The sequence below is a fragment of the Streptomyces sporangiiformans genome (genome assembly GCF_005768555.2).
Classification (GTDB): domain Bacteria; phylum Actinomycetota; class Actinomycetes; order Streptomycetales; family Streptomycetaceae; genus Streptomyces; species Streptomyces sporangiiformans.
The window spans coordinates 1-24252 of sequence record NZ_VCHX02000101.1 but is presented as its reverse complement, the minus strand read 5'-3'; the positions used below and the strand labels follow the sequence as shown (position 1 = coordinate 24252).

26 protein-coding genes and 3 pseudogenes are annotated in these 24252 nt (G+C 68.2%); 16 read left to right on the top strand and 13 right to left on the bottom strand.

Features of this window, described 5'->3' with window-relative positions:
• Window positions 1-240: 240 nt before the first annotated feature.
• The 9 genes from FGD71_RS11640 to FGD71_RS11600 all read left to right on the top strand — a co-directional run bounded on the left by FGD71_RS11640 (window position 241) and on the right by FGD71_RS11600 (window position 6844).
• Entirely contained in the window at window positions 241-972 is a 732-nt protein-coding gene (locus tag FGD71_RS11640) for a hypothetical protein (RefSeq protein ID WP_119100326.1), read from the top strand.
• Between the two features lie 23 nt (window positions 973-995).
• Window positions 996-1823: a hypothetical protein gene (locus tag FGD71_RS11635; protein ID WP_119100325.1), complete on the top strand. Its 828-nt coding sequence runs from the start codon at window positions 996-998 to the stop codon at window positions 1821-1823.
• Window positions 1820-3130, top strand: a complete 1311-nt coding sequence (locus FGD71_RS11630; protein ID WP_119100324.1) for a TadA family conjugal transfer-associated ATPase — start codon at window positions 1820-1822, stop codon at window positions 3128-3130. The genes FGD71_RS11635 and FGD71_RS11630 overlap by 4 nt, the downstream gene beginning before the upstream one ends.
• A gap of 2 nt (window positions 3131-3132) precedes the next feature.
• Complete coding sequence (locus tag FGD71_RS11625) at window positions 3133-4191, top strand: type II secretion system F family protein (protein WP_119100323.1); 1059 nt, start codon at window positions 3133-3135, stop codon at window positions 4189-4191.
• Window positions 4188-5111, top strand: a complete 924-nt coding sequence (locus FGD71_RS11620) for a type II secretion system F family protein (RefSeq protein ID WP_162931098.1) — start codon at window positions 4188-4190, stop codon at window positions 5109-5111. Before FGD71_RS11625 ends, FGD71_RS11620 begins: the two co-directional genes overlap by 4 nt.
• Before the next feature lie 56 nt (window positions 5112-5167).
• Window positions 5168-5419, top strand: a complete 252-nt coding sequence (locus tag FGD71_RS11615; RefSeq protein ID WP_055610899.1) for a hypothetical protein — start codon at window positions 5168-5170, stop codon at window positions 5417-5419.
• Window positions 5420-5516: 97 nt separating this feature from the next.
• On the top strand, window positions 5517-5897 hold the full coding sequence (locus tag FGD71_RS11610; protein WP_240436541.1) for a TadE family protein: 381 nt from the start codon (window positions 5517-5519) through the stop codon (window positions 5895-5897).
• On the top strand, window positions 5898-6362 hold the full coding sequence (locus FGD71_RS11605) for a TadE/TadG family type IV pilus assembly protein (RefSeq protein ID WP_119100322.1): 465 nt from the start codon (window positions 5898-5900) through the stop codon (window positions 6360-6362).
• Window positions 6362-6844, top strand: coding sequence for a pilus assembly protein TadG-related protein (locus FGD71_RS11600; RefSeq protein WP_420878269.1), 483 nt, complete (start codon window positions 6362-6364; stop codon window positions 6842-6844). The genes FGD71_RS11605 and FGD71_RS11600 overlap by 1 nt, the downstream gene beginning before the upstream one ends.
• Before the next feature lie 7 nt (window positions 6845-6851).
• Here FGD71_RS11600 and FGD71_RS11595 read toward each other — a convergent pair whose 3' ends face one another.
• Both FGD71_RS11595 and FGD71_RS11590 read right to left on the bottom strand, forming a co-directional pair.
• A complete protein-coding gene (locus tag FGD71_RS11595) occupies window positions 6852-7043 on the bottom strand; it encodes a hypothetical protein (RefSeq protein ID WP_119100321.1) in 192 nt (63 codons plus the stop codon).
• A 17-nt stretch (window positions 7044-7060) separates the two neighbouring features.
• The gene (locus tag FGD71_RS11590; protein ID WP_119100320.1) at window positions 7061-7912 is read right to left on the bottom strand and encodes a helix-turn-helix domain-containing protein; all 852 of its coding nucleotides are present in this window, start codon (window positions 7910-7912) and stop codon (window positions 7061-7063) included.
• 281 nt (window positions 7913-8193) lie between these two features.
• Here FGD71_RS11590 and FGD71_RS11585 point away from each other — a divergent pair, with 281 nt between their 5' ends.
• A complete protein-coding gene (locus tag FGD71_RS11585) occupies window positions 8194-8685 on the top strand; it encodes an ATP-binding protein (protein ID WP_240436534.1) in 492 nt (163 codons plus the stop codon).
• A 46-nt stretch (window positions 8686-8731) separates the two neighbouring features.
• Here the strand turns inward: FGD71_RS11585 and FGD71_RS11580 are convergent, their stop codons facing one another.
• Window positions 8732-9085, bottom strand: a complete 354-nt coding sequence (locus tag FGD71_RS11580) for a hypothetical protein (protein WP_119100319.1) — start codon at window positions 9083-9085, stop codon at window positions 8732-8734.
• Window positions 9086-9142: 57 nt separating this feature from the next.
• Window positions 9143-9418, bottom strand: a pseudogene (locus FGD71_RS11575) (hypothetical protein); the annotation flags it as partial.
• Between the two features lie 334 nt (window positions 9419-9752).
• Here FGD71_RS11575 and FGD71_RS11570 point away from each other — a divergent pair.
• From FGD71_RS11570 to FGD71_RS11560, 3 genes and pseudogenes are all read left to right on the top strand, one after another.
• A pseudogene (locus FGD71_RS11570) lies at window positions 9753-9995 on the top strand (ATP-binding protein); the annotation flags it as partial.
• Between the two features lie 203 nt (window positions 9996-10198).
• Window positions 10199-11215: a hypothetical protein gene (locus FGD71_RS11565; protein WP_119100318.1), complete on the top strand. Its 1017-nt coding sequence runs from the start codon at window positions 10199-10201 to the stop codon at window positions 11213-11215.
• On the top strand, window positions 11209-12177 hold the full coding sequence (locus FGD71_RS11560) for a glycoside hydrolase family 113 (RefSeq protein ID WP_119100317.1): 969 nt from the start codon (window positions 11209-11211) through the stop codon (window positions 12175-12177). The genes FGD71_RS11565 and FGD71_RS11560 overlap by 7 nt, the downstream gene beginning before the upstream one ends.
• A gap of 566 nt (window positions 12178-12743) precedes the next feature.
• Here the strand turns inward: FGD71_RS11560 and FGD71_RS48750 are convergent.
• The 8 genes from FGD71_RS48750 to FGD71_RS11515 all read right to left on the bottom strand — a co-directional run bounded on the left by FGD71_RS48750 (window position 12744) and on the right by FGD71_RS11515 (window position 18041).
• Window positions 12744-13913 carry a hypothetical protein gene (locus tag FGD71_RS48750; RefSeq protein ID WP_240436533.1) on the bottom strand — a complete coding sequence of 390 codons (1170 nt, stop codon included), beginning with the start codon at window positions 13911-13913 and terminating at the stop codon, window positions 12744-12746.
• A gap of 348 nt (window positions 13914-14261) precedes the next feature.
• Complete coding sequence (locus FGD71_RS11545) at window positions 14262-14888, bottom strand: LysE family translocator (RefSeq protein WP_119100316.1); 627 nt, start codon at window positions 14886-14888, stop codon at window positions 14262-14264.
• A gap of 151 nt (window positions 14889-15039) precedes the next feature.
• A complete protein-coding gene (locus FGD71_RS11540) occupies window positions 15040-15414 on the bottom strand; it encodes a hypothetical protein (RefSeq protein WP_119100315.1) in 375 nt (124 codons plus the stop codon).
• An 11-nt stretch (window positions 15415-15425) separates the two neighbouring features.
• Window positions 15426-15746: a hypothetical protein gene (locus tag FGD71_RS11535; RefSeq protein ID WP_119100314.1), complete on the bottom strand. Its 321-nt coding sequence runs from the start codon at window positions 15744-15746 to the stop codon at window positions 15426-15428.
• Between the two features lie 67 nt (window positions 15747-15813).
• Complete coding sequence (locus tag FGD71_RS11530; RefSeq protein WP_119100313.1) at window positions 15814-16023, bottom strand: hypothetical protein; 210 nt, start codon at window positions 16021-16023, stop codon at window positions 15814-15816.
• 12 nt (window positions 16024-16035) lie between these two features.
• Window positions 16036-16218 carry a hypothetical protein gene (locus FGD71_RS11525; protein ID WP_119100312.1) on the bottom strand — a complete coding sequence of 61 codons (183 nt, stop codon included), beginning with the start codon at window positions 16216-16218 and terminating at the stop codon, window positions 16036-16038.
• Between the two features lie 117 nt (window positions 16219-16335).
• Complete coding sequence (locus tag FGD71_RS11520; RefSeq protein ID WP_119100311.1) at window positions 16336-17394, bottom strand: hypothetical protein; 1059 nt, start codon at window positions 17392-17394, stop codon at window positions 16336-16338.
• Window positions 17391-18041, bottom strand: a complete 651-nt coding sequence (locus tag FGD71_RS11515) for a hypothetical protein (RefSeq protein WP_119100310.1) — start codon at window positions 18039-18041, stop codon at window positions 17391-17393. Before FGD71_RS11515 ends, FGD71_RS11520 begins: the two co-directional genes overlap by 4 nt.
• 326 nt (window positions 18042-18367) lie before the next feature.
• Between FGD71_RS11515 and FGD71_RS11510 the strand changes: the two genes are divergently transcribed.
• Window positions 18368-21364 (top strand): BTAD domain-containing putative transcriptional regulator, encoded by a 2997-nt coding sequence (locus FGD71_RS11510; protein ID WP_119100309.1) that lies wholly within the window; start codon window positions 18368-18370, stop codon window positions 21362-21364.
• 263 nt (window positions 21365-21627) lie between these two features.
• Here FGD71_RS11510 and FGD71_RS11505 read toward each other — a convergent pair whose 3' ends face one another.
• On the bottom strand, window positions 21628-23037 hold the full coding sequence (locus FGD71_RS11505) for a cytochrome P450 family protein (RefSeq protein WP_119100308.1): 1410 nt from the start codon (window positions 23035-23037) through the stop codon (window positions 21628-21630).
• Between the two features lie 151 nt (window positions 23038-23188).
• On the opposite strand from FGD71_RS11505, the gene FGD71_RS11500 reads away from it, so the two are divergent.
• Window positions 23189-23920: a prepilin peptidase gene (locus FGD71_RS11500; RefSeq protein ID WP_240436532.1), complete on the top strand. Its 732-nt coding sequence runs from the start codon at window positions 23189-23191 to the stop codon at window positions 23918-23920.
• 158 nt (window positions 23921-24078) lie between these two features.
• A pseudogene (locus FGD71_RS11495) lies at window positions 24079-24252 on the top strand (dehypoxanthine futalosine cyclase); the annotation flags it as partial.

The following is a 24252-nucleotide window of genomic DNA, read 5'->3' as shown; positions in this document are numbered from 1 at the left end:
GCCTACGCAGGCAAGTTCTCAACGGGGAACCGAACGGCCCGCGTTGCGCGTGGTTAACGTCGAGCTGCGTGAGGTCCGCGGTCGTGGACGCGCCTTGAGGGGCTTATGCGCTGCTGATACGGTGCGATGACTTGACACTCATTCCAGCCATGGCTATCCGACCTGGTCGGACGGTACGTCCGATGGGAGTGCAGTGTCCCAATTGACGGAAACCTTCTTGGGTGTACGGGGAGCGGTTGCGTGAAGATCCAAGAGCGTACGGGGGCGGGTAACCACCGTTCCGCGGCGCCGGCCCAGCCGGCGATGGGTGAGCGCCTTCCCGCGCCGCCTCGCGAGCGCAAACCGGCGCTTGCCGCTCTCGCCGTGCTGCTCATCCTGGTCGGTGCCCTCGGTGCCACCATGCTCGTGTTGCGCGCCGGGGACCGTGTCGAGGTCGTGAAGGTGACCAAGGACATCCAGGCCGGAGAGTCCGTCACCGACAGCAACGTGACCTCTGTCATGGTCTCCGCCGACTCCGGCGTCGACTACGTCGAGTGGTCCAAGCTCGGCAGCCTCAAGAAACTCAAGGCCAAGTCGACCATCTTCGCGGGCAGCGTCGCCGTCGGCCAGATGTTCGGGGCGAAGAGCACCCTCCCGGCCGGCAAGGCCGTAGTCGGCCTCTCCCTCAAGGAGGGCCAGTACCCGGTGGGCATCAAGGCGGGCGACGTCGTGGCCGCGTACGCGGTCGGCGACAGTGCCGCCACGCCCTCGGACGACGCGACCGGCAGTGGAGACACCAGCACCGACTCCGGCAGCGATACGCCGATCGTCACCGACGCGCGGGTGACCAGCGTGCCGGACGCCGGCGGCGACGCCACCATCAGCAGCACCAACAAGCAGATCACGGTGACCGTCGACGAGGGTGACGCCGCCGCGCTCACCCGCGCCGCCGCGGCGAACCAGGTCTCGCTCGTCAAAGTCCCCGGCAACTAAGGGCGAGAGAGACAAACAGAGACATGGCGCTCATCGCTCTCGCCGCCGACAAGGGGTCACCCGGCGTCACCACGGCCGCCGTCGCCCTCGCCGCGGTCTGGCCCCGCCGGGTTCTGCTCGCCGAGACCGACCCGGCCGGCGGCGACCTCGTGTACCGCAGTGCCGCCGCGCACGGCGGTCCGCTCAACCCCAACACCGGCATGCTGTCCATCGCCGCCACCGCGCGCCGAGGACTCGTACCGGATCAACTCTGGGATCACGTACAGCCGTTGAGCGGTGGGCTCGAGGTGCTGGTCGGGCTCGGGAACGCCGAGCAGGCTGCCGGGCTCGCCGGGCTGTGGCCGACCCTCGGCCGCGCCTTCGCCCAGCTCGCCGACTCGCCCCACGCGCCCGCCGACGTCATCGCCGACTGCGGCCGGATCAGCGGGGACACCCCCGCCGTCGAGATGTTCTCGCAGGCCGCCCTCGTCCTCCTCATATCGCGTACGGAGCCGGAGGCCATCGCCCGCGTACGCGATCGGGCCGCCGCCCTCACCGCCAAGTTGCACGGGGGCACGCGCGGCGCGGCCTCCTTGGGGATGCCGCTCATCGGCGTCATCCTCCTCGCCGACCCGAGTGACTCCGCCAAGCTCGTCCACCAGGTCAACGACATGCTGGTGGCCGCGCAGACGGGCGCCCGCGTCGTGGGCACCCTCGCCGACGACCCCGCGGGCGCCGACCAGTTGGCCGGCCGTAAGCGTGGCCGCTTGGACAAGTCGTTGCTCATCCGGTCGGCCCGCAAGGTGACCGCGGACCTCTACCAGCAGTTCGGGGCGGCCTGGGCCGGGCCCACCGCGGGGGCCGGCCGATGACCGCCGTTGACCACCAGCTGGTCAAGCGGTTCCGGCAGGAAGCCGGTGACCGCATCGCCGAGCAGCGCCGCCTCGACCAGGTCTCCGGCGTCACGCCGATGTCCACCGAGGACGAGCGGCAGTACGCCCGCGCGGTCATAGCCCAGATCCTCGAGGAGTACGCCCGGACCGAGATCAACTCCGGTCGTACGCCGCTGGATGCCGACACCGAGGAGCAGTACGCGGCCGCCGTGCACGCCGCGCTCTTCGGAGTCGGCCGGCTCCAGCCACTGCTCGACAACCCCGAGGTCGAGAACATCGACATCAACGGGTACGACCAGGTCTTCATCGGATACGCGGACGGGCGGGAAGTAAAAGGCGATCCCGTCGCCGAGAACGACGAAGAGCTCATCGAACTCATCCAGATCCTCGGCGCGTACTCCGGTCTCTCCTCCCGGCCCTTCGACTCCGCCAACCCGCAGCTCGACCTGCGGCTGCCGGACGGGTCGCGACTGTCCGCCGTCATGGACGTCACCCGGCGCCCGGCGCTCTCCATCCGCCGCGCCCGCATGGGCAAGGTCTTCATGTCGGACCTCGTCGGCAACGGCACGCTCACGCCCGAGGTCGGGCACTTCCTCGCGTGTGCGGTCCGGGCGCGCAAGAACATCATGATCGCGGGCGCGACGAACGCCGGTAAGACCACTCTGCTGCGGGCCCTCGCGAACGAGATCCCGCCGCACGAGCGCCTCATCACCGTCGAACGCGCCCTGGAGCTCGGGCTCGACACCTTCCAGGACCTGCACCCGAACGTCGTCGCGTTCGAGGAGCGCCTGCCCAACTCCGAAGGCCAGGGCGCCATCTCCATGGCGGAGTTGGTGCGCCGGTCGCTGCGTATGAACCCCTCGCGCGTCATCGTCGGTGAGGTGCTCGGCGACGAGATCGTGACCATGCTCAACGCGATGTCGCAGGGCAACGACGGCTCGCTGTCCACCATCCACGCGAACAGCTCCAGCGAGGTGTTCAACCGTATTTCCACCTACGCGCTTCAGGCCAACGAGCGGCTGCCCATCGAGGCCAGCCAGATGCTCGTGGCGGGTGCCGTGAACTTCGTCGTGTTCATCCAGCGGCGCAACAACTACCAGACGGGCGGCCGACTTCAGCGCATGGTCACCTCGATCCGTGAGGTCAACGGCGTCGACGGACGCGTACTGTCCAGCGAGGTCTTCGCCGAGGCGTCGGACGGCCGTGTCGTCCCGCACGCGCCCCTCTCCTGCCTCGACGACCTGACCGCGTACGGCTATCGCCTGCCCGGCGGGAACTGGGGGTGACCATGACGCTCGCCGCACTCGGCTCGCTCGGCTCCATGGGCGGGCTCTTCTCCAAGACCGTGCTGTACGCGCTCGCGTGCGGCATCGCCGTCGGCGGCGGCCTCGCGCTTTTCGCCGTCGCGGTCCGCGGACTGCCCGCAAAGCCCGACCACGAGAAGCAGAAGGCCGGTGAACGCGCCGGTGAACTCATCCGGTTCGCCGGTCAGCGCGGTTCGATCGCGGCCGGCGCCGGAATCGTCGTGCTGCTGCTCACCCGCTGGGCGGTGGCCGGCATCGCGAGCGCCGTGCTCGTCTTCTTCTGGGACAAGCTCTTCGGCGGCGCCTCCGAGGAGAAGGCCGCCATGCGCCGCGTGGAGGCCCTCGCGTCCTGGACCGAATCGCTGCGCGACACCATCGCGGGCGCGGTCGGCCTGGAGCAGGCCATCCCGGCATCCGCGCGCGCCTCGGCCCCGGTCCTGCGCCCGCACCTCGACGCACTCGTCGACCGGCTGCGCTCCCGTACGCCCCTGCCCGAGGCCCTTCAGCACCTCGCCGACGAGATCAACGACGCGTCCGCCGACATCATCGTGGCCGCGCTGATCCTCAACGCGCGGCTGCGCGGCCCGGGTCTGCGCCAGGTGCTGGGCGCCCTGGCGAAGTCGGCGCGCGAGGAGGTCGACATGCGGCAGCGCGTCATGGCCCAGCGGGCCTCGACCCGCCGGTCCGTGCAGATCGTCGTCGCCGTCTCGATCGCCTTCGTCCTCGGCCTGTCGATCTTTAACCGTGAGTTCGTCGAGCCGTACGGCACGGCGGTCGGTCAGGTCGTACTCGCCTGCGTCTGCGGCCTGTTCGCCGCCGGCTTCCTGTGGCTGCGCAAGCTGTCGACGATCGAGACTCCGGAGCGGTTCCTGGTGCGGGACGAGGCGGCGGTGCAGTTCGTACGGCCGCGGTCCGCTGGGGCGTCCGGAGCGTCCGGAGTGTCCGGGGCTTCCGCCACGTCCGGTGCGGCCGGCGCGCAGGCCACGCCTGGTGCGCAGGCCGCGCCCGGTGCGCCCACTGCCGAGGAGGGAGTACACCGGTGAACCTGACCATGCCGATCGTGATCGGCGCCGTCATGGGCCTGGGCGTCTACGTCCTCGTACGGGCCCTCATGCCGTCCAAGCGCAGCGCGATCTCCCAGGTCGCCCGCATCGACGCGATGCGGGCGCGAGGCGCGGCGTACGAGTCCTCGCACCGCGCCGCCGACGCCGGACGGATCGGCAGCGTACGTGCCCAAGTGGGCGCGCGGGTCGCCGAGTTCTACATGCAGCAGGGCTGGGAGCAGCGGTCGCTGCGGGCCGACCTCGCGGTGCTGGACCGGAGTTGGGAGAACTTCCTGGCGACGAAGGTCCTGCTGTCCGCGGCCGGTCTCTTCTTCGGGCCGTTCCTGTTCGCCATCGTCTGGACGCTGGGCTTCGGCGACAGCCCGATCATCCCGGTCTGGCTGGCGCTGCTGTTCGCGGTCATCTTCTTTCTCCTGCCGGATCTCGAGGTACGCAGGGACGCGGCCGACAAGCGACGTGACCTGCGGCGCGTCATCGGCGCGTATCTGGATCTGGTGTCCATGAGCCTGGCCGGCGGCCGAGGTCTCCCGGAGGCCCTGATGGCCGCCGCCGAGATCTCCGACGGCTGGGCGACACAGCGGATCCGCAACGCGCTGGCCGACGCCCGGATCACCGGCATCAGCCAGTGGCAGGCGCTCGGTTCGCTCGGCGAGGAGCTGGGCGTCGAGGAACTCAAGGACCTGTCGGCGTCGTTGGCGCTCGTCGCGGACGACGGTGCGAAGGTGCGCGAGTCGCTCGCCTCACGCGCCGAGACGATGCGGCACCGCGAACTCGCCGATATCGAGGGCAGCGCGGGCGAGAAGTCACAGTCGATGCTCGTGGCGCAGCTGCTGCTGTGTGCGGGGTTCCTGGTCTTCCTGATCTTCCCGGCGGCGATGCGTGTGTTCCAGGTCTCTTGATCCAGGTCCGAAACGGTTCCGAACAGCTTGAAATTGCTTTGAGAGGACAACTCACCATGAACGGACGGAACTTCAGCACCGGGATCCCGGGGGTGGACTTCCTGATCACCTTCCTCCAGGGCCGGGTGCAGCGTGCCCGCTCCGGCGAGCTCGACCGCGGTGCGTCCGCGGTGGAGTGGGTCATCATCTCGGCGGTCGTCGTGGCGATCGTCGGCGTGGTCGCCGCGATCATCAACGCCGCGCTGAGCGACGGCGCCAACAAGGTGGGCGACTGCATCAAGGGTGCCGACGCCGGCAGCACCTGCTGACTCTTTCCACATCCACATCCATACGGGGTTACTGGTGAGCGTACGACGCTGGGTACGCCGCCGGGTGGAGGCCGCCTCCGCCCGCGGCGACTCCGGCATGACCGCGATCGAGTTCGTGCTGCTCACGCCCGTACTCTTCTTCATGATTTTCGCGACGGTGCAGTTCGCGCTGTACTTCTTCGCCGACCATGTGGCCCAGGCGGCGGCCCAGGCGGGCGCGCGGAAGGCACGCGCGACGGCCGACGAACGGCCGGGCGCGTGGCGAGGCGAGGCGCGGAATGTCGTCGACAGCTACATCACCCAGCTGGGGCCGCAGTTGGTCCTGGGGCCCGACGTGGCCATGCTCCAGCCGGAGCAGAACACGGTGGGCGTGGAGATCACGGCCCGCGTGCCCACGGTGTTTCCGGGGCTGGACCTGACGGTGCACGCGCAGTCGGTGGGGCCGGTGGAGCGGTTCGTGGAGGAGGGCCAGAACTAGATGCGCTCTTTCGTACGTGCGTGGGTGCGGGCTTTCGCTGACGGCTACGAGCGAGGCCGAGAGCAGGGCAGCGACCGTGACCGCGGGCTGTCCACCATCGAGGTCGTGATCCTCGCCCCGGTGATGATCCTCTTCATCCTCGTCCTCGTGGCCTTCGGGCAACTGGTCGACGGGCGCGGGGCACTCGACGGGGCAGCGCGGGACGCGGCTCGCTCGGGCTCCCTGCAGCGCGAGGTGGGCCCCGCGATGGCGGAGGCGACGAAGGCCGCGGAGGCCGATCTGGCTGACGTCTGCTCGGGCCCGGTGTCGGTGACCAAGACCAGCGCCGGCTTTGCGGACGCCGACCTGTTCACCGTCGAGGTCAGCTGCGAGGTACGAGGCTTGGCCATGCTCGGCCTGGACGTGCCGACCACGCTGACGTCGTCGTTCACCGCGCCGCTGGACCCCTTCAAGAGGAAGGCGTGATGGGGGTAATGAACGGGCGCATCCGAAGTGCCGTACGCGCTTGGGCGGACGCACGCCGCGCACGCCTCGACGACCGTGGCTCGGGCGCCGGCGCAGTCATCATCTTCGCGCTGGTCTTCCTCTCCTTGTCGGCCTTCGTGATCGACGGCGGCCTGTCCATCTCCAAACGGGAACGCGCCGCCGACATAGCGGAACAGGCCGCCCGCTACGCCGCCCAGGACGTGGACCTCGAGGAGCTGTACGAGAACCCGGGGGCCGGCGCTCCCATCCTCTACGAGAACTGCAACGCCCGAGTGAAGGCGTTCGCCCGCGAAATGGGCATGACCGGCGCGGACATCGGCGCCACCCACTGCGTCGCCGCCAACCCCGACGAGGTGGAGGTCGACGTCCAGCTCACGTACTCCCCGGTCTTCACGGGAATGTTCTACGGCGGCGACGTCGTGGTCCACGGCCAGGCTGTGGCGGAGAACGAGGTCGGCTGACCCCCGCCTACAGCAGGTGGTCGGCCTTGCCCGCCTTGATGTCCCGGATGAGGGTACGGAGCGCTTCGCGGCTGTCGGTGAGGTAGTGGTCCTCTTGTCCGGCGAGGGCGATGTAGGCGTTGTCGTGGTCGTCGGTGCCTATGCGGAAGCAGTTGTTGCCTTCGCCGCAGTACGGGTCTTCCCAGTTGATGCCGGTCACGGTGTCTTCCTTGGAGTTCAGAGTTCGAGGGCGACTTCGCGGATGAGGTCGCGCGAAGCTGCAGGAGGCAGCGCCGCGTCGGCCATCCAGTCCAGGTGGGCACGGTACTTGGTGAGCTGTGCTTCGGCGCCGGTGAATTCCGGTCCGTGTGCGGAGTCCAGTTGAACGGTGTCGAGTTGGGGCACGGCGCCGTCCGCGTACAGCAGTGCGTGCCCTGCTCCGGGGAATCCGCCCACGCTGGTGGGAATGACGCGCACCTGTGTGGTCTCGCGTTCGGAGAGAGCACAGAGGTGCTTGAGCTGCTGTCGGGTCACGTCGGCGCCGCCGAACGGCATGCGCAGGGCGGCTTCGTGGACGTAGGCGACGTACGGAAGCGGTGCTGGTCGCTTGAAGACCTGTTGTCGCTCCATGCGGTGGGCGACGCGTAGTTCGACCTCGAGTCGGCTCAGGGGTGGCAGGACGGCCGCGAACACGGCGCGGGCGTACTCCTCGGTCTGGAGCAGCCCCGGTACGTGCATGACCTGTGCGGTCCGCACGCGCGCGGCGTGCCACTCGAGTTCGGCGATGTCCAGCAGTCCGGAGGGCAGGGTGCCCCGGTGCTTCTCCCACCAGCCTCGTTCCTTGCCCTCGGCGATGGCGGCCAGCGCTTCGACGTAACTGTCGTCCGTGCAGGCATAGTTAGAGGCCAGCGTGCGGATGCGCTCGGGCGAGAAAGGCCGGATTCCCGACTCCATGTTGGACAATCGGGTCCGGTCAATTCCGAGCAGCCCGGCGGCGTACTCGGTGGTGGCGCCGGCCGCAAGGCGCATCTTGCGCAGCTCGGCCCCCAGCCGCTTCTGCCGTTCCGTCGGCGTGGTTCTCGTCGCCATGCCACCCCTTCTCGTGCCGTGAACGGCTCTCAGTCTGCCTGCGAGCGGCGTCAAGGTCCAATAGGTGTGGGGGTAATTATCTCCGAAGGAATGGACACAGTGACTCCGTCGTCTACAGTCAGTGACAGATCGCTTACGCGATCTCCGTCGCCGGAAGCGCATCGCGCGAGCCTGCCCGGAACCTCCTGCCCTGGGAGGGGCGGGCCCGCGCCAGGGAGACAGGCCACCGGCGCGGGGAGAGAGGGCAGCACCGAATCCTCAGGACTCTCAAGGGAGTTGCCTTGCCCGATACCGCCTCGGCCTGCCCCAGCCCGATCCCTGTACTGGCGACGCCGGCACCCCCGTCCCCCGAAGACCTGGCCTACAGCCTCACGCTCCCGGCCACGCTGGTCTCCCCGGCCATCGCCCGCGCGGCGACCCGCACGATCCTGCGCGCGTACGGCTTGCGGGACGTGATGGACGCAGCGGTCCAGGTGGTAGGTGAACTAGCCGCCTGTGCCTGTCGTTTCACACCCACTGCCGAGGTGTACGTATCCCTCCGCTACCGGGAGGGAGCCCTCCGCGTGATCCTCTACGACGGACACCCGCGCCACTCGCACCCACGCCTCGCGGCGGCCTGCGACGCGAGGCGCCGAGCGGCACTGCGGGTCCTGTCCTGCGTGGTCGGCGCGTGCGGTGGCGACTGGGGCTTTGGCGAGGTCCGCGAGCCGGGCGGCGGTACGCGGATGTGGGCGGTGCTGCCTCGCGCTGGGGCGGTGGGCTACGCGACGTAAGGAGACGCGCCCCGATGTCGCGAGGCCTCTGGGGGGGCAGGGCGGCTTACTTGTCTCCGCCGCCCTTGCCTCCGTCGCCGCCCTTCTTTCCGCCCTTGCCCTCGTTCTTCACGCCCTCCGAGACCTGCTTGGCCAGATCGTCGTCGAGCTTCTTGAACTCCCGTACGACGGCCTCGGACATCTGGGCCAGCGCGTCGAGCTGCTGGTTGATATCCTCGCGGCCGTCCTCCCAGTTGGACTCGAAGTCCTCGAGCTTCTCGTAGACACCGTCGTCGCCTATGTCGTCCTTGTAGGACTCGAAAAGCTTCTTGGTGTGGTTCATGCGCGTCTTGATGTCCCGCAGCCGAGTCCCGTAGTCCTCCAGGTCACTGAGCGGCAGCGCGAGGTCCGGCTTGGCCATGTCTGATCCCCCTGTGGTGTCCGTGCGGCGGGCGGCTGGTGTCCGTACGAGTGGTGCCTATACGAAGCGGAAGGTACCCGTCACCGCGTCGAAGATATCGTGGAACGCCTCCGCAAGGTTCAGGACCGGGCTGCCACCGGAGACGAGCACGACCTGGTCGGTGGTTCCGGGGACAGGGATGTACGTCTGCGTCAGTGCCATGCGCAGGGTGCGGCTGTCGCCCTTCGACACGGGTACGTCCTCGATGCCGAACGTGCGGGCGGCGGGGCCGACTTCGGGGATGTCGACGGTCGTCACTTTCCGCCAGGCGTCGCTCTCGCGGCGGGGCGTGATGATTTTGTACGTGGGAGCTGACACCACTTGTCGCTCAGAGCGGAGAACGCACGGCTTTCCCGGAGGACAGTGTTGCTGAGTTCCGGCAACACCCGGGGGCTTGCGGTGGGAGCCTGGGGGTGCTCTGCGGGATGAGGGTGCGATGGCGCCACTGAAGTCGAAGATCGATCTGTACGCGGCGATCCGCCGTGAAGCCCGGGCGGGGATGTCCTAGCGGGCCTTGATGCGCGAGCACGGTGTCGGATTCCGTACGGTCAAAGCGGCGTTGGAGTCGGTGTGGCCGGATCCCCGGAAGAGACCGGCGGCCCCGCGGGACTCGGCTGGATGCGTACTGAAGTCCCTGCGGAGCTTCGATTTCGAGGCCAACCCCCACGTTGTTCCGGCCGTCCTCCACACCCTGGCCACCTGCGACTGGATCTAGGAGGGCCTGCCTTTCTGCCTGATCGGCGACTCCGGCACCGGCACGTCCCACCTGCTCATCGCTCTTGGCCCCGAAGCCGCCATGGCTGGCTACCGGGTCCACTGCACACTCGCCACCAAACTGGTCAACAGACTGGTCGAGGCCGTGGACGAGAAGAACACGCCGCAAGGCAGGCGCTCGCGCCCGCGTGAGATCGGCATGGGGTCAGGCATGAACCGACGTCAGGCCGCGCATGAACGGAGGGCCACGCACTTCTAGACGGAAGTCATGCGCTCCTGGAGGGAAGACGGATGCCCGACCGCCGACGGTCGCTCTAGCGTCGACCGGACCGATGACGACCCGGCCCCCAAAGGATCCTCATGCCCGTAATATGCGCTCCCGCCTGGCTGCCCCGGTTTCGGCACCGCTGGGCGGCCGTGGCCGGCCTGCTGGTGCTGTCCCCGATCAGCGCGGAGTACCTCATCGGCTACGGCGAAAGCACGGGTCGGCCGCTGGAGCTGCTGGCGGGCCTGCTCATCCTCGCGCCGCTCTACGGAACCGTCGCGGTGCTCATCCGCGAGATCACTCGGCGCACAGGTCGCGGCTGGCCGACGATCCTGTTGTTGAGCGCGGCCTTCGGGGTGATCCAGGCCGGCTTGATCGACCAGACCCTGTTCGACAATGAGGTCGACGCCGATGGCCCCGACTGGGCGACCCAGGCGCTGGTCACCCTCATCCCGGGCCTGGGGGTCGATGCGGCGCGCTTGCTGAACTATGTCGGGGGGCATGTGATCTGGAGTTTCGCCGCTCCGATCGCGGTGGTCGAATCCTGTGCCCCGCGCATCGCGAACCGGCGGTGGCTGGGCCCGGTCGGCGTCGGCGTCATGGTGCTGCTGTGGGCGCTGAGCGCCGCGCTGGTCCACAACGACACGGCAGCGGACCCCACCGCCGGCCCGGCGCAGCCTATTTGCGCCGCAGTGGTCGCCATCGCCCTGATCGCCGCCGCGTTCACCGTCCGGCCTGCGAGGACCCGGTCGTCTGCGAAGGCGCCGTCGTGGTGGCTGGTCGGCGGTGTCACAGGGGTTGCCTGGTATGCCAGTCAGCTGCTGCCGGCGACCTGGGCGGGGGTGACGGTGAATGTGGTCGCCATGGTCGTACTCGGCTGGCTGCTGCTGCGCTGGTCGCGCCGCCAGGGCTGGGACCGTCGGCACGTACTGGCCGCCGCGGGCAGTGCCCTCGTCGTCCGCGCCGGGCTGTCCTTCCTGGTCGAACCGCTCGGCGACAACGTGGATTTCACGGTGAAGTATGCGGTCAACGCCGCGATGCTCGGTGGTGTCTCCGTCCTTCTCCTCATAGCCGCCCACCGTCTGCGTCGACAGGAGCCGAGCGCATGCTGACCGTCCGCGGCATCTCCTACCTGGTCGGCGAGGCGAGCACCGATGACGTGCGGCGGGACATGGAGGTCATCGCCCGGGATCTGCAGTGCACCACCGTGATGCTCATCGGGGTCGGGAAGCGGTTGACCGATGCCGCCCGCACCGCCCTCGAGACCGGTCTCGGCGTCTACATCCGGCCCAGCGTTCCCGAGCTGCCTCAGCCGAAGCTGCTGGTGCACCTGGACGCCGTCGCCGAGGCGGCCGAAGAACTCCGCCGGGAACACCCGGACCGGGTGACGCTCCTGGTCGGCAGCGAGTTCTCCCACACCGTGCCCGGCATCGTCCCCGGACCTCGGTCGTTCCTGCGCCTGAAGCTCATCGTGCGTTTCCATCGCCTGCTGCGGCGCAGGATCGACCGGCGGCTCCACAGGCTGCTCACCACCGCCGTGACCACCGCGCGGCACCGCTTCGGCGGGCCGGTCACCTACTCCGCGGCCGGGTGGGAACACGTCGACTGGTCGCTGTTCGACGTGGTCGGCGTCAGCTTCTACCGTTCCGGCCGCAACCGCACCACCTACGCAGACCGCCTGCGTGCCCTGGTTCGCGACCACGACAAGCCCGTCGTCATCACCGAGTTCGGGTGCGGTGCCTTCACCGGAGCCGACCAGCGGGGAGCCGGTTCCTTCTGGATCGTCAACTGGTTCGCCGTACCGCCGCGTATCCGTGGCGACCACCCCCGTGACGAGGCCGTCCAGGCCCGCTACCTCGGTGAACTCATCGACCAGTACGACGCCGAGCGCGTGCACGGCTGCTTCGTGTTCACCTTCGCCATGCCCGACTTCCCGCGTCACGAAGATCCTCGTCTCGACCTCGACAAGGCCGGCTTCGGGATCGTGGCAGTGACCGGCGACGGCGCGTGCAGACCCAAGGAGGCGTTCCATGAGGTCGCGCGGCGCTACGGCGACGCAGCCGTGGAGGAATGACCGAGTGAGCGGAGCGGCCAGGCATCCAACACCGAACCCCCGAACGAGCCACGCAAACACCGCACCTCAAACCAGCGACACGGATCCAAGACCAACCTCGCAGGGCATCTGAAGCACCAGTGCTGCTACTTCTCATCGACATTCTCGAGCCCTGTGATCGCTAAGTGCTGCCCAAAACCGTCGACAAACGTTGCCCGTTCTCACCTACAGAGCCAGGCGTGATGGTGCGGAGGCTGTCGGCGATGGCGCGGGGGTCGGTGGAGAGGGCCACTCCGTGTTTATTCTTCGAGCCCAGCACGCTAACAGTGACGGTGGCCCACAGCGGCACCCCGTCGAAATTCTCCGCCAGCCCATGTAGATCGCGCCGGAGTCGTGGGCGTCCTTGGCCATCTTGCGGAGCATGTTCGTCAAGTCGGAACGGTAGGAGGGGAGTTCGGGTACCTCACGGGTCCGCTCGTCGACGAGGGAGCGGATCGTCGATTCGCGCCCATCGGGGCGGATGTCGAACTCCCACCAGGACTCCGGGACGGAGAGGGACACTCCGACGGGTGCGGCGTCAGTCGTCGTCATGAGTCCTGCTCATCTTCGAAGCTGACGGGGGTGTACGTCTCCGCGTGGCTCGCCAGGAAAGCGCGGGCCTCGTCCGGAATGGGCAGGGGTGCTGCGGCCACATACTCAAGGAGGTGTTTGGGCGGGTAATAGTCGACGACCTCGTACTCGACGCCCTCCAAGTTCGCCGTGGCCGCGTACCTGTCCTCGACTCCGAGCGCAGCGAGCAATTCAGGAAGACTCCACTCGCCGACCTCGCTCCCTGGATCAATGGGGAGACGGTACGGAATGACGGCGGCAGGGGACTTCGGGGAGGTTCCGCTCGCGATGGCGAGGAGATCCGCGTGCCTCAGATGGAACCATGGGCCTGTGCGCTTCACCACCATCCATCGATCGGAGACGCCGCTCTGAAAGATGCAGCATTCGGAACCGGCGAAGATCTGGGTCATCCCCAGCCCCATCCTGGTCAGCGGAGGGAGTGACCCGTCGAGACTTTCGATCTCCTCGTGTCCTGCTTGCAGCATCCGCGTGAACTCATCAAAGAATTCTGCACTCTCGTCGGACTCCTCCAGGCAGGAGAAATGGAGGTTGCCATCAAGGAATGAGGGCTCCCGGCTCCAGGGATTCCGAATCAGGCGATACCCGGTCACCTCCTCGCACTGTCCGGGGACCGGAGGTGCGGTGGTGCCACAGATCTGGCATTCGTTGATGTCGGGCATGATTCCTTGCCTGTCGGGTCGGGGCGGGCGCAGGAGAGGGCTGCTCACTCCAGACCTGGCACCGGGACGATCCCGCCGCGCTCGCTGATCGGCCCGCCCTGCCATCTTGGTACCGCGTGCGGCTTCGAGTTCGCCGGGAGGACCCGGTATTCGGTCCTCAGGCGACGCGGTGGATACGGCCTGCCACACGCCCTGCGTGCTCTTCTGCATGGTGACGGTGTAGAACACCTTGGGGTCGGTGCCCCGAGGGTTACCCACGACCTTGCCCGTCTCGCGGTTCTTCGTAGCTGCCTTGCTCTCGTCGGTGCAGTAGCTGAGCTGCGCCTTCGTGTTCTTTGCGAAGAGCGTGGCCTTGGGCGCGAATACCGGGAGCTCACCGTTGATGTCATCCGACGACGAGTCGTCACCCCCGCTGCACGCGGTCAGCAGCAGGGCCGCGCTCGCGGCGTATGCGAGGGCGGTGGGCAAGGTACGGCGGACCAACGGGCCTTCTCCCCTGTGAGCGGCTGTGCAACAGAAAGTCGAGTACGTTCCGGTTCCGTCGGCGTGTGCTCGAACTCGTCCAGGCTGGTTCCGACGATCCGGGGCCGCGCAACGCGTTGACCGCGTCACGCGACAGTTGAGCTTTCCCTCGGGGCGTCAGCGGTTGATCGACTGGACTTCCTGGACGTTGATGTCCTGGTTGGTCTCGCAGGTGCCGTCGGGGAGGTCGCCGCCTTCGCCGCCGTTGCCTTCCCAGGTGATCTGCCAGGTCACCGAGGCGCTGAGCTTGTACGGTTCTCCGTTGATGGCGCGGAGGTACCTGATGCCGCACGACTACCTTGCCGTTGCGGTTCGAATCCCTAAGGCGACCAGCACAGCTCCCGCCAGACGGCTCATCCCATGCCGGAACCGGGGCGTGTCGATTGCCGTGCGCGCGGCGGCAACCACAGACGTCCAGAACAGCAGCCACACAAGGACGACGGCTACATGCGCGACCGCAAGCGCCGCGATCTGCAGCGCGATTGGGCGGCTGGGCGTGAGGAACTGAGGTACAAGGCTGAGATAGACCGACGCCGCCTTCGGATTGAGGACGTTGGACCACAGTCCCTGTCCAAAGCCACCAAGCTGAGCCCACGGCAAGCGCCATCGGATCCGTGCTGTTGCTTCGATGCCTCGACGCGCCGAGCGCCACGTGGTCACGCCCAACCAGATGAGATAGATGCCGCCCAGGAGCTTCACCACAGTCAGTGCCTGAGCCGACGACATGACCAAGGCCGACAAGCCAACTGCGGCAAACGTTGCGTGCACCAGGAGCCCGCACGCTGAGCCGAAAGTGACGAGCACGCCATCAGACCGCGAACCAGCGATCACCTGCTGCGTGACCAGGGTGAAGCTAGTGCCAGGAATCAACGTGAGGGGCGCGACTGCGGCCACGAAGCCGAGTACCTGATGCCACTGCACACAACCAGCCTAGCCAACAGGGAAACGCCAAGACACCCGTTCCATGGCTTGTTCCGGGCAGGCCCATGCAGCCTCAATCGCACCAGGCAAGCGAGGCCAGAGCGCCGGGGCCGCGTCCGCTTCGACTCGGAGATCATTTACGGGGCATTCTTTAGTCGGGCATAGGAATAGCTTCGACCTCAGCAATCTGCATCGCACGTTGCTCTGATATCTCTGGAGCTGTGAAGTTGACCGACTCCACGTGCTGAAGGAACTCAGTCGGCGGTGCGACCTTGTGGTAGTGGACGTAGTCCGCCCAAGCCAGGTGCCAGACCCATGTTCCATCGGTCATGATTCCGATACGCACTCGCATGTGCTCGCTGTCGGAAAATGGGTCAGGTGTGGTGCCGGGTGAAAGGAGCAGAGGTTCGGCACTCTCCAGGAAGTCTGAGAGTCTGTCGACGAGTTCCGTGGGCAGAGAGTTGACGGCACCTTCCGTATCGGTCTCCGGTTCGCCGATCCGGTGAGGTGCCGGTACCTTCTTCATGGCTGGGATCCTCAATTGATGTCCAGAGCTGCGCAGATTTCCATGATTCGTTCCTCTGAGACTTGCGGGACTCGGAAGTTCAGACCCTTTACGTGCTCGAGAAATTCGTCACTAGGGCATACCCTGTGCATGGCCACGAGGTCGGCCCAGGCCAGGTCCCATACCCATGTGCCATCGGTCATGATGCCGACGCGGACCTGGTTGTCCGGATCATCGGACAGCGGGTCCTGTCTCGTGCCGGGAGCAAGAAGAAGATCCTCCGCCGTTCCCATGAAGTCTGCGAGGCGAACGCTTATCTCCGACGAAAGGGCTCCCGCTTCAGCCTCAACCATTGCGGCTTCCTGTCATCAACCTTGAAGAGCCCAGGAATGTGAGTCACGTGCTGACCGCCACCCCTGCTCACTGGTTCCGGAAGTCAATTCCCGTCACTTCCTTGAGAATGGTGAACAGGGTATCCTCGTCGAGCTGTGGAACGGTGTAGTTGAGCTCTCTGATCCTCCGCAGGAATCCCTCTGGAAGGGCCAGATGGTATTCAGTGACGTAGTGAGGGAGGTCGTACCTCCAGACCCACTCCCCGTCGGTCTTGAGGGAAGCCCCTCCTGGGATCACAAACCCGTCCGCTCAAAGAACATCGACTTCGGCGCCCATCTCACTGAAGATGTCGACCCCATTGAGGAGATAGGCGACGATCTCGTTCTCGTCGGATTCCCCGCTCTTCCGCACTAAGCGGTGGATGGACTCGTCGTGCTTGATCCCTCCCCACTGAGCCGGCTGCTCCGGGAAGAATCCAACCGTCCGGATCATTGAATGTCCTTGCGCTGAAGGGCTGTCCTGACCAGCTGGGCGGGCGTCGCGGTCTTGCCAGCGAAGAGCAAGGCTGCTCCTCCCGGATCAGTGAACGGAGCTTTCCCCGGGGGAGCGTCAGCGGTTGATCGACTGGACTTCCTGGACGTTGATGTCCTGGGTGGTCTCGAAGGTGCCGTCGGGGAGGTCGCCGCCTTCGCCGCCGTTGCCTTCCCAGGTGATCTGCCAGGTGACCGAGGCGCTGAGCTTGTACGGCTCTCCGTTGGTGGCGCGGAGGTACCTGATGCCGCACGGCGGGGTCTTGCCGGCGTTGGCCTTCTTGTACGGGGTGCCGATGGAGCCGTCGTCGTTGATCTCGCAGTCGCCGGAGGCAGGGTAGGTCTCGGCGTCCTCGGTGCCCGGCTCCAGGTGCAGGGCGACCGGCTTCGCCGTCGTCTCCGCCCAGAGGTTGGTGTTGGGCAGCTCGGCGCGGACCTTGACCTCTTTGAAGGTGCCCTTGTCCAGCCACGCCCAAGTCGGCAGGTTCACCGTGGACTTGGCTTCCGGCTTCAGCTCGATCTCGGTGTCGGGGACCTTGACCTTGTTGTAGGCGTACTCGGCCAGGGTCTTGGCGGTGGGAGCGTTGGGAACCTCAGGAATCTCGCCCGCGTTCTGCCAGAACATGACGCGGTCGCAGTCCCAGGAATCCTCGTTGGTGGTGTCGGGTGCGACGCCGCGCCAGAAGTAGCCGTCCTTGCCGAGGTTGTAGTTGTCATACCCCTTGGCGGTGGACAGGTCGTCGTTCCAGTTGGTGGCGTCCTTGCCATCCCGGTAGTGGTCCGTCCACAGCTTCTCGCCGTACCAGGACACGTGGGGGCTGACGTCACCCTGACCCTTCGTCTCCGAGAACTCCTTTAGTTGCTCGGGTGTGAAGGCCGGCTCGTACCAGCAGGGCGGCGGCTCCCAGTTCACGTCCGTCGAGGAGATGTTGCCGCTGTCGCCCCCGGTGGGGCCGCTGACCTGGGTGACCTTGATCTGGGATTGCTTGGCGGAGGCGAACACTTCGTTGCCCTGCCTGCCGCCGGACGGCTTGGTTTCTCTGTTCGGAGGGATGTCGGCATATGCGTTGCTGCCGCTCCACATGAGCATCCCGGCAGCGATCGGGACCAAGATTCGCGAGGGCGCCGACACCCTCATGCCTGGCACTCCTTCGCCTTGCCAGTGACCTGGATGACCTGCGCCTTCCAGACCTGGGGGGAGCCGGACGAGGGGACCATGAGCAGACTGAATTTCTGGTAGCTGTCCAGGCTCTCCTTGGTGTACAGAACCTTGCCGGTCTTGATCTCCTTGCCGTAGATCTTGGCTTGGTTGCTGCAGAAGTTGACAAGGACTCGCTTGCCGCCGCTCAGTGTGGAGATGTCCTCGTCGTAGTACTTCTCCGTCCCGGTGGGGGTCCAGCCTCCCTTCACCCACTCCTGGATCTGCGACTTGACGTACTGCGCGGCTTGGTCGCCCGAGTAGTACTGGTAAGCAGGGTCGTTCGGGTCTTGCGCGACGATGCCGTGGTACATGGCGCGGATATAGTTCTGCGCGTTGGCGAGCGCCGCTGCGTGCTTGGCGTCGGACGGCTTGTCGAAGTCGAAGACCAGGTCCACGCTCTTCGGCAGCGAGAGGTCCGGCTGGTCCGCGTCTGCCTTCGAAGCCGAAGCCGACGGACTGCTCGACCCCTTGTCCGCCCCCTTGATGTCATCCGGCGACGAATCGTCACCCCCACCGCAAGCTGTGAGTAGAAGCGCCGCGGTTGCGGCGAACGTGGCGGCGGTGGTCACGGTGCGGCGGGCCACGGGCGTACTCCCCCTAGATAAGGCGTGTGTGCAACAGAGAACGAAGCTATCAGGGGCCGGTTGCGGGCTTCGGAGCAGCGATGGGGGATTGTGTGGGGATCGTGAGAACTGTGACGTGACAGTTGCGAAGGCCCCGGATCCCATGTGGTGGCGTGATCCACTCTCGATGGACAACTCCGGCTTAGCGGGCGTGGGGTGAGCAAACAGGCCGTCGGGCAAGAGGTGCCCCCTGTCTGGCCTTCGACTCCCTCAATAAGATCTCGGTAGGCTCAGTACACCCCCAACTCCACTCCCTCCACACACCACACAACACCAGGACACCCGCCATGGCGCGACGCACCACTTCCAGCTCGACGGGCAGTTCGCCGGGTCCGAGGAATCGGACGCCGCAGCCACTGCCCCGGCGGCGGCGTAGTTTCGGGGACTTCGTGAAGGCGTTCTTCGCCTTCGTCGCCCTGCTTGTTCTTCTGGTCGGAGTGCCCGGGGCGCTGGCCACGCAGATCGGGTGGCCGTTGCCGAGCGGGACGCCGAGTCTGAGCTGGCTGCAGCAGGAGATCACCGTAGGCACGTTCATCAACGTGCTGACCGTCGTCGTCTGGTTCGCCTGGGCCCAGTTCACCGCCTGCGTCCTCGTCGAGATGAAGGCCGCGCTGTCGGGCGTCGGGCTGCCGAACCGCGTGCCCGGCGCCGGGCCGAGCCAGTTGCTCGCGCGGCAGCTTGTCGCCGCGCTGTTGCTCGTCGGTGCGACCGCGGCCAGCTTCACGCCGGGACTGTCGCAGCTGGGGCAGCAGTTGGAGGGCAACCAGCGGCCGGCCGCCGCCGCGGCCCAGCAGACGCCCGGTGGGCTGCTGGGGCAGCAGCAGGAGCAGTCCGCTTCCAGTGCCGCCGCCGCGCTGGCCGAGCAGGCCGCCAACGCCGCGTCCCACGCCGCCGACAGTGGGAGCACCGCTGAGGGCGACGACACGAAGTTCTACCGGATCCAGCCGCCGGAGGGGCGTCACCACGACTCCCTCTGGGAGATCGCCGAGCGTCATCTCGGCGACGGGCGGCGGTACAAGGAGATCTACCAGCTCAACAAGGACCGTGAGCAGCCCGACGGTTCGAAGCTCTCCGAGGCCAGCCTCATCCGGCCCGGCTGGATCCTGGAGATGCCCGGCGACGCCCGCGGCGGCGACCTCGTCGAGATGCCCGACGAGGCCCCGAAGGTTTCGGAGGAGGTCCAGCAGCAGATCTCCGACTACGCCAAGACCGGCGGCGGCGATCAGCAGCAGGGCGCAGACCGGCAGGGCGATCGGGCCGGCGATCGCGACACCACGCAGATCACGATTCCCGAGCAGCGCCCGTCCGGTTCGTACGACCAGGGACAGCAGGGACAGCAGGGCCAGCAGGGCCAGGAGCACGCCAGTTCCGGCGCGGAGGCCGGGGACGAGAGTGGGTTCGGGCTCCCGCAGGCCCTCCTCGGCGCCCCCCTCCTCGCCGCCGGTCTCCTCGGTGCCCTCGGCCGCCGGCGCCGTCAGGCCCTGTGGCAGTCGGCCCTCGGTGCCGTCGGTGGGCGCCGCGGCATGATGGAGCCGCCGACGCCCACCGGTGCGGCCGCCGACGTCCAGGACGCGCTGCTCGTCGGCGCCGACCCCGAGGGCGTACGGCTTCTCGACCGGTCCCTGCGCGGTCTCGCCGCCTCGCTCGCCGAGGAGTCGCGGCCGCTGCCGACCGTGTACGCGGCCTGGATGAGCAACGGCGATCTGCATCTGCAACTCGCGCAGCCCGCCGGGCGGCCCCCGGCGCCGTGGCAGCTCGGGCAGGACCAGACGTTCTGGATGCTGGCGCGCGACGACGCCGAGCGTTACGAGGAGGTCGACACGGCGGCCCCGTACCCGGGGCTCGTCAGCCTCGGCACGATGGACGACTCGCGGCTGCTGCTCAACCTGGAGTCCGTGCCCGGCATCGTGTCGCTGAGCGGCAGCGAGCGGGACCGCGCCGGCGTGTTCGCCTCCGTGGCGGCCGAGTTGGCCACCAACGGGTGGTCCGACCGCATGACGATCACGCTCGTCGGCTTCGGGCAGGACCTGACTCCCCTCGCGCCCAACCGACTGCGCCACCTCGACGACATCGAGGCCCTGATGGAGACCATGGAGGCGGAGACCCGGCAGCGGCGCGGAGCGCTCGGTGCCGCCGGTCACGACTCCGTCCTCACCGGACGTACCGGGCCCGCTCAGCACACCCGCTGGGCCCCGCACCTCGTCCTGCTCGCCGCCGAACCGTCCGCGGACGACGCGATCAAGCTCGCCGAACTCGCCGCGGACGCGAGCCGGTTGGGCATCGGCTATCTCGTCGGTACGGAGTCGGGCGATCTGCCCGGAGCCGCCTGGGAGATGGAGATCACGAGCGAGGGCAAGCTGCTCGCACCGCTGCTCGGGCTCGAACTCGACGCGCAGCTCCTGCCGGTGGCGCAGCAGCGGGCGGTCGTCGAGCTGTTCGTCGAGGCGGACCCCGAGCGCGAGGAGACCGGCCCGTCCTCCGCTCCGCCGTTCCTCGTCGACATCAGCGAGCAGGGGCGCCCCGCGGTGTACGCGCGACTCGTCGGGCCGTACGAGATCATCGGCCTCGACACGCCGGACGGCGAGCGCAGTCCGCTGATGCACGAGGCGTTGGCGCTGCTCCTTCTGCACCGGGAGGGTGTGCACCCCCGGGTGCTGTCCTCGGCCCTGTGGCCGCGCGGCGTGACGGAGGACGTACGCGACGCGCTCGTCGAGCGGCTGCGCGACTGGCTGGGCAACGACCCGGACGGTACGCCGCGGCTGGGCACCGACGCGACCGGGCGGCTCACGCTCGCCAAGTCGGTCGTGTCCGACCTCGATGTGCTGCGGTCGCTGTACCACGAGGCGACGCAGGGACGCGGGATCAACAACCGTGCGGTGCGCGGGCGGTTGCTGACCGATGCGCTCGTGCTCGTGCGCGGGCCGCTGCTGGCCGAGCGGCCTGCGGGTCGCTACGGCTGGCTCACCCACGAGATCATCGACGCCCAACTGCCGCTGCTCGTCGCGGACATCGGGCTCGCCCTGTCCACGTTCCACCTGGAGAAGGACCGGGCGGAGAAGGCGATCGAGGCGCTCAACGCGGCGCTGGGCTCCGCCCCGGGCGACGAGCGGCTCTGGCACGAGTTGCTGCGCGCGACCCACTCGACCGGGGACGACGACCGACTGAAGAGGCTGGCCGCGGACCTTGTTTCGCGCAGCGGGGCGCGAGGGCTGCCGCCGCGTACGGAGGCGTTGCTGGACGAGCTGCTGCCGACGTGGCGCAGCGCGGTCGTGGCGGCCGGATAGGACCTGGCCCGGGTCGTATAGGACCTGGCCCGGGTCGTGTAGGACCTGGCCCGGGTCGTGTAGGACCCGGCCCGTCGTATAGGGCCTAGCCCAGCTCGGACAGGGCCTTGCGAAACGGGGGCTGCGCCCTCCGCCCCCCCCCAACACGGCTCGCACCTCGGCTGCGGGCCGTCTGGGGCCGGTCGCGCAGTTCCCCGAGCCCCTGAAGGGCCGCGCCCCTTGCCCGGCGGCGTAGGTGGTGCGACCTCACTGCCCGCCAGGCATCACCGTCCGCCGGGCATCAGCCTCCGCAGGGCCGACAGCAGTCCGCCCGTCTGGCTGTCGGTCGCCCGGCGGGCCTCCGCATCCTCGGCGCCGTCCCGTATCCGGGCGGCCGGTGCCGGTTGCCGTGCCGTGCTGGTGGCGGCGAGCTCGTAACGTACCGGAAGTTTCCGCAGACCTCGCACCATCGGCCCTGACCGCCACAGCAACCGATGCTCCGGAACCGCGAGTTCCGCCCAGTCGAAGTGCTCGAAGAAACGCCCCACAGCGGTGGTCACGATCATGCTTCCCAGCTCGCGGGCGGCGCCGGGGCACTGGTGATGCCCGGCGCCCCAGCCCAGGTGCGCCCGCGTGCTGTTCACGGAGTCGGCGATGTGGGAGGAGCCGGTCGACAGCATGTCCTGGTGGGCGGCCGCGGCCGACGGCATGGCGACATCGCCGGCTCGCACCCAGAAGTTGCCCAGCCGCACGTCCCGCGCGGCAAAGCGGAAGGGCAGGTTGGCGGTCGGCGGATTGATCAGCACCGCACGGTTGAGCGTCTCCTCGAGCTGCCCGGTCGACAGGGTGCGGCGCACCGCCGTGTTGCCGAGCAGCACCTCCAACAACGTGTTCAGCACCATGGTGTTGGTGATGTCGTTGAGGTAGACGGCGTTCATGAACAGCTCACGGCCGAGCTGTTCGTCGGAGAGGCCGGGGTCCGCGAGCAGCATGTGCGACGTCAGGTCGTCGCCGGGGCGCTCCCGGCGGAGGGCGGCCACCTGGGTCATGGCCGCCAGAGCGCGCCCGGTGGCGGGCCCGGCCCCCGGACCGCCGTCGAGCATCAGCCACAGATCCATGACCAGCTCGTCGCCGAGGTCGCTGGGGAAGCCGAACAGCTTGGTGGTCACCATCAGCAGCAGCGGCCTGGTGTACTGCGCGCACATGTCGGCGACTCCGAAGGGTCCCGACTCCGCGGCCAGCGTGCCGACGAGTTCGTCCGTGTACTGGGCGACCGCCGTCCGCAGTTCCCACCCCTGCGGGCTGTGCCCGTCCTGGAAGGGGTGCAGCGCCGAGTTGTGTGTCTGCCGGGCGAGCCGGTGCTCCTCGTCGTCCATGAACATCGTCTGCCGTACTTCGTACCCCGCGAGCAGCGGCCAGTCGGGCGGCAGCAGGCCCTGCGCCCGCGCCCTCCAGTGCCGGACGTCGCGGCGCCACACACTCTCGTTCCGCAGCACCTCCAGGACCTCGCGATAGCCGAGAACCAGCCACACCGGTACGCCCATCAGTTCCACCGGTGCCACGGGGCCGTACTGGCTGCGCAGCCGCTCGTACACGCCGGCCGGATCGGCATCGAACTCCGATGTGAGCAGCGGTTCTTTCGGTAGCGACTCGAGCGTCGGTCCGTCGCCCGGTGCGCTCGTGATCCTCTCCATGGCGCAACAGATACCGCACGAATCGCGCCAGAGGGTGATCGAGCCAGTAACCGTTACGGGTTGGTGATGGCCGAATGACATGCAGTGACATCCGTACAAAGTGGCCGGCGCACGCGTCCTGCGGCCGCGGGCGCATACGTAAGGTGTGCGGGTGGATCTCGATCAATGGCTGCCGGGCGCCGCCGCCGTCTGGGGAGCCGCCCTCGGGCTGCTCATACCGCGCTGCGCCTACCGGTTCTCCGTGGAGCCGGAGGAGGACTGGCGCGACCGCTGCCCGGACGGCCATGCCATCGGCGGCTGGATCGGCGTGGCCCGCTGCCGTGACGGCGGCGGTCATGCCTACGGGCCCAGCGCGCCCTTCGTGGCCCTCGCCACCGCGCTCGTCTGTGCGGCCCTCGCCGCGGCGACCGGCACTCGGCCCGAGCTGGGCGTCTGGCTCCTGCTCGCTCCCCTCGGCGTACTTCTGGCGGTCGTCGACTTCACGGTGCAGCGGTTGCCGGACGTGCTGACGCTGTCGCTCGCCGGGGCGGCGCTCGCCCTGCTCGCCGTCGTCGCGGCGGTGCCCGAACACGCCGGAGAGTGGCTGACCGCGCTGCTCGGCGCGCTCGCGCTCGGCGCCGGGTACTTCGTGCTCTTCCTCATCAATCCGCAGGGGATGGGGTTCGGGGATGTGAAGCTCGCCCTCGGGCTCGGGGCCGTGCTCGGGTGGTACGGGTGGGGGAGCTTGGTGCTGGGCACCTTCGCCGGCTTCCTGTTCGGCGGGCTGTACGGGTTGGGGCTCGTCGTCGTCCGCAGGGCCGGGCGCAAGACCTCGATCCCCTTCGGCCCCTTTCTCATCGCGGGCGCCTTTGTGGGGACCCTCATCGGGGCGTACGCGGCCTGACGCCGGCCCGGCGCCCGCCCGATGCCGGCCCGGCGCCCGCCTGACTCCGGGTCCACGCCCGCCTGACTCCGGCCCGGCGTCGGCCTGACGTCGGGTGATCCAATCTCCTGGCGTACGCTGGATCGGTCCGTCCACACCCTTACGAAAGGGACGCTCCGGTGACCGAGAAGGCCGACCTTCAGTCCGTCCTCGACCGTGCCGCCGAGGGTGGGCGGATCACCCCCGAGGAGGCGCTCGACCTGTACCGGGACGCCCCGCTGCACGCGCTGGGCGCGGCCGCCGACGCGGTACGCCGTCGCCGGTACGCCGGTACGGAGCACATCGCGACGTAC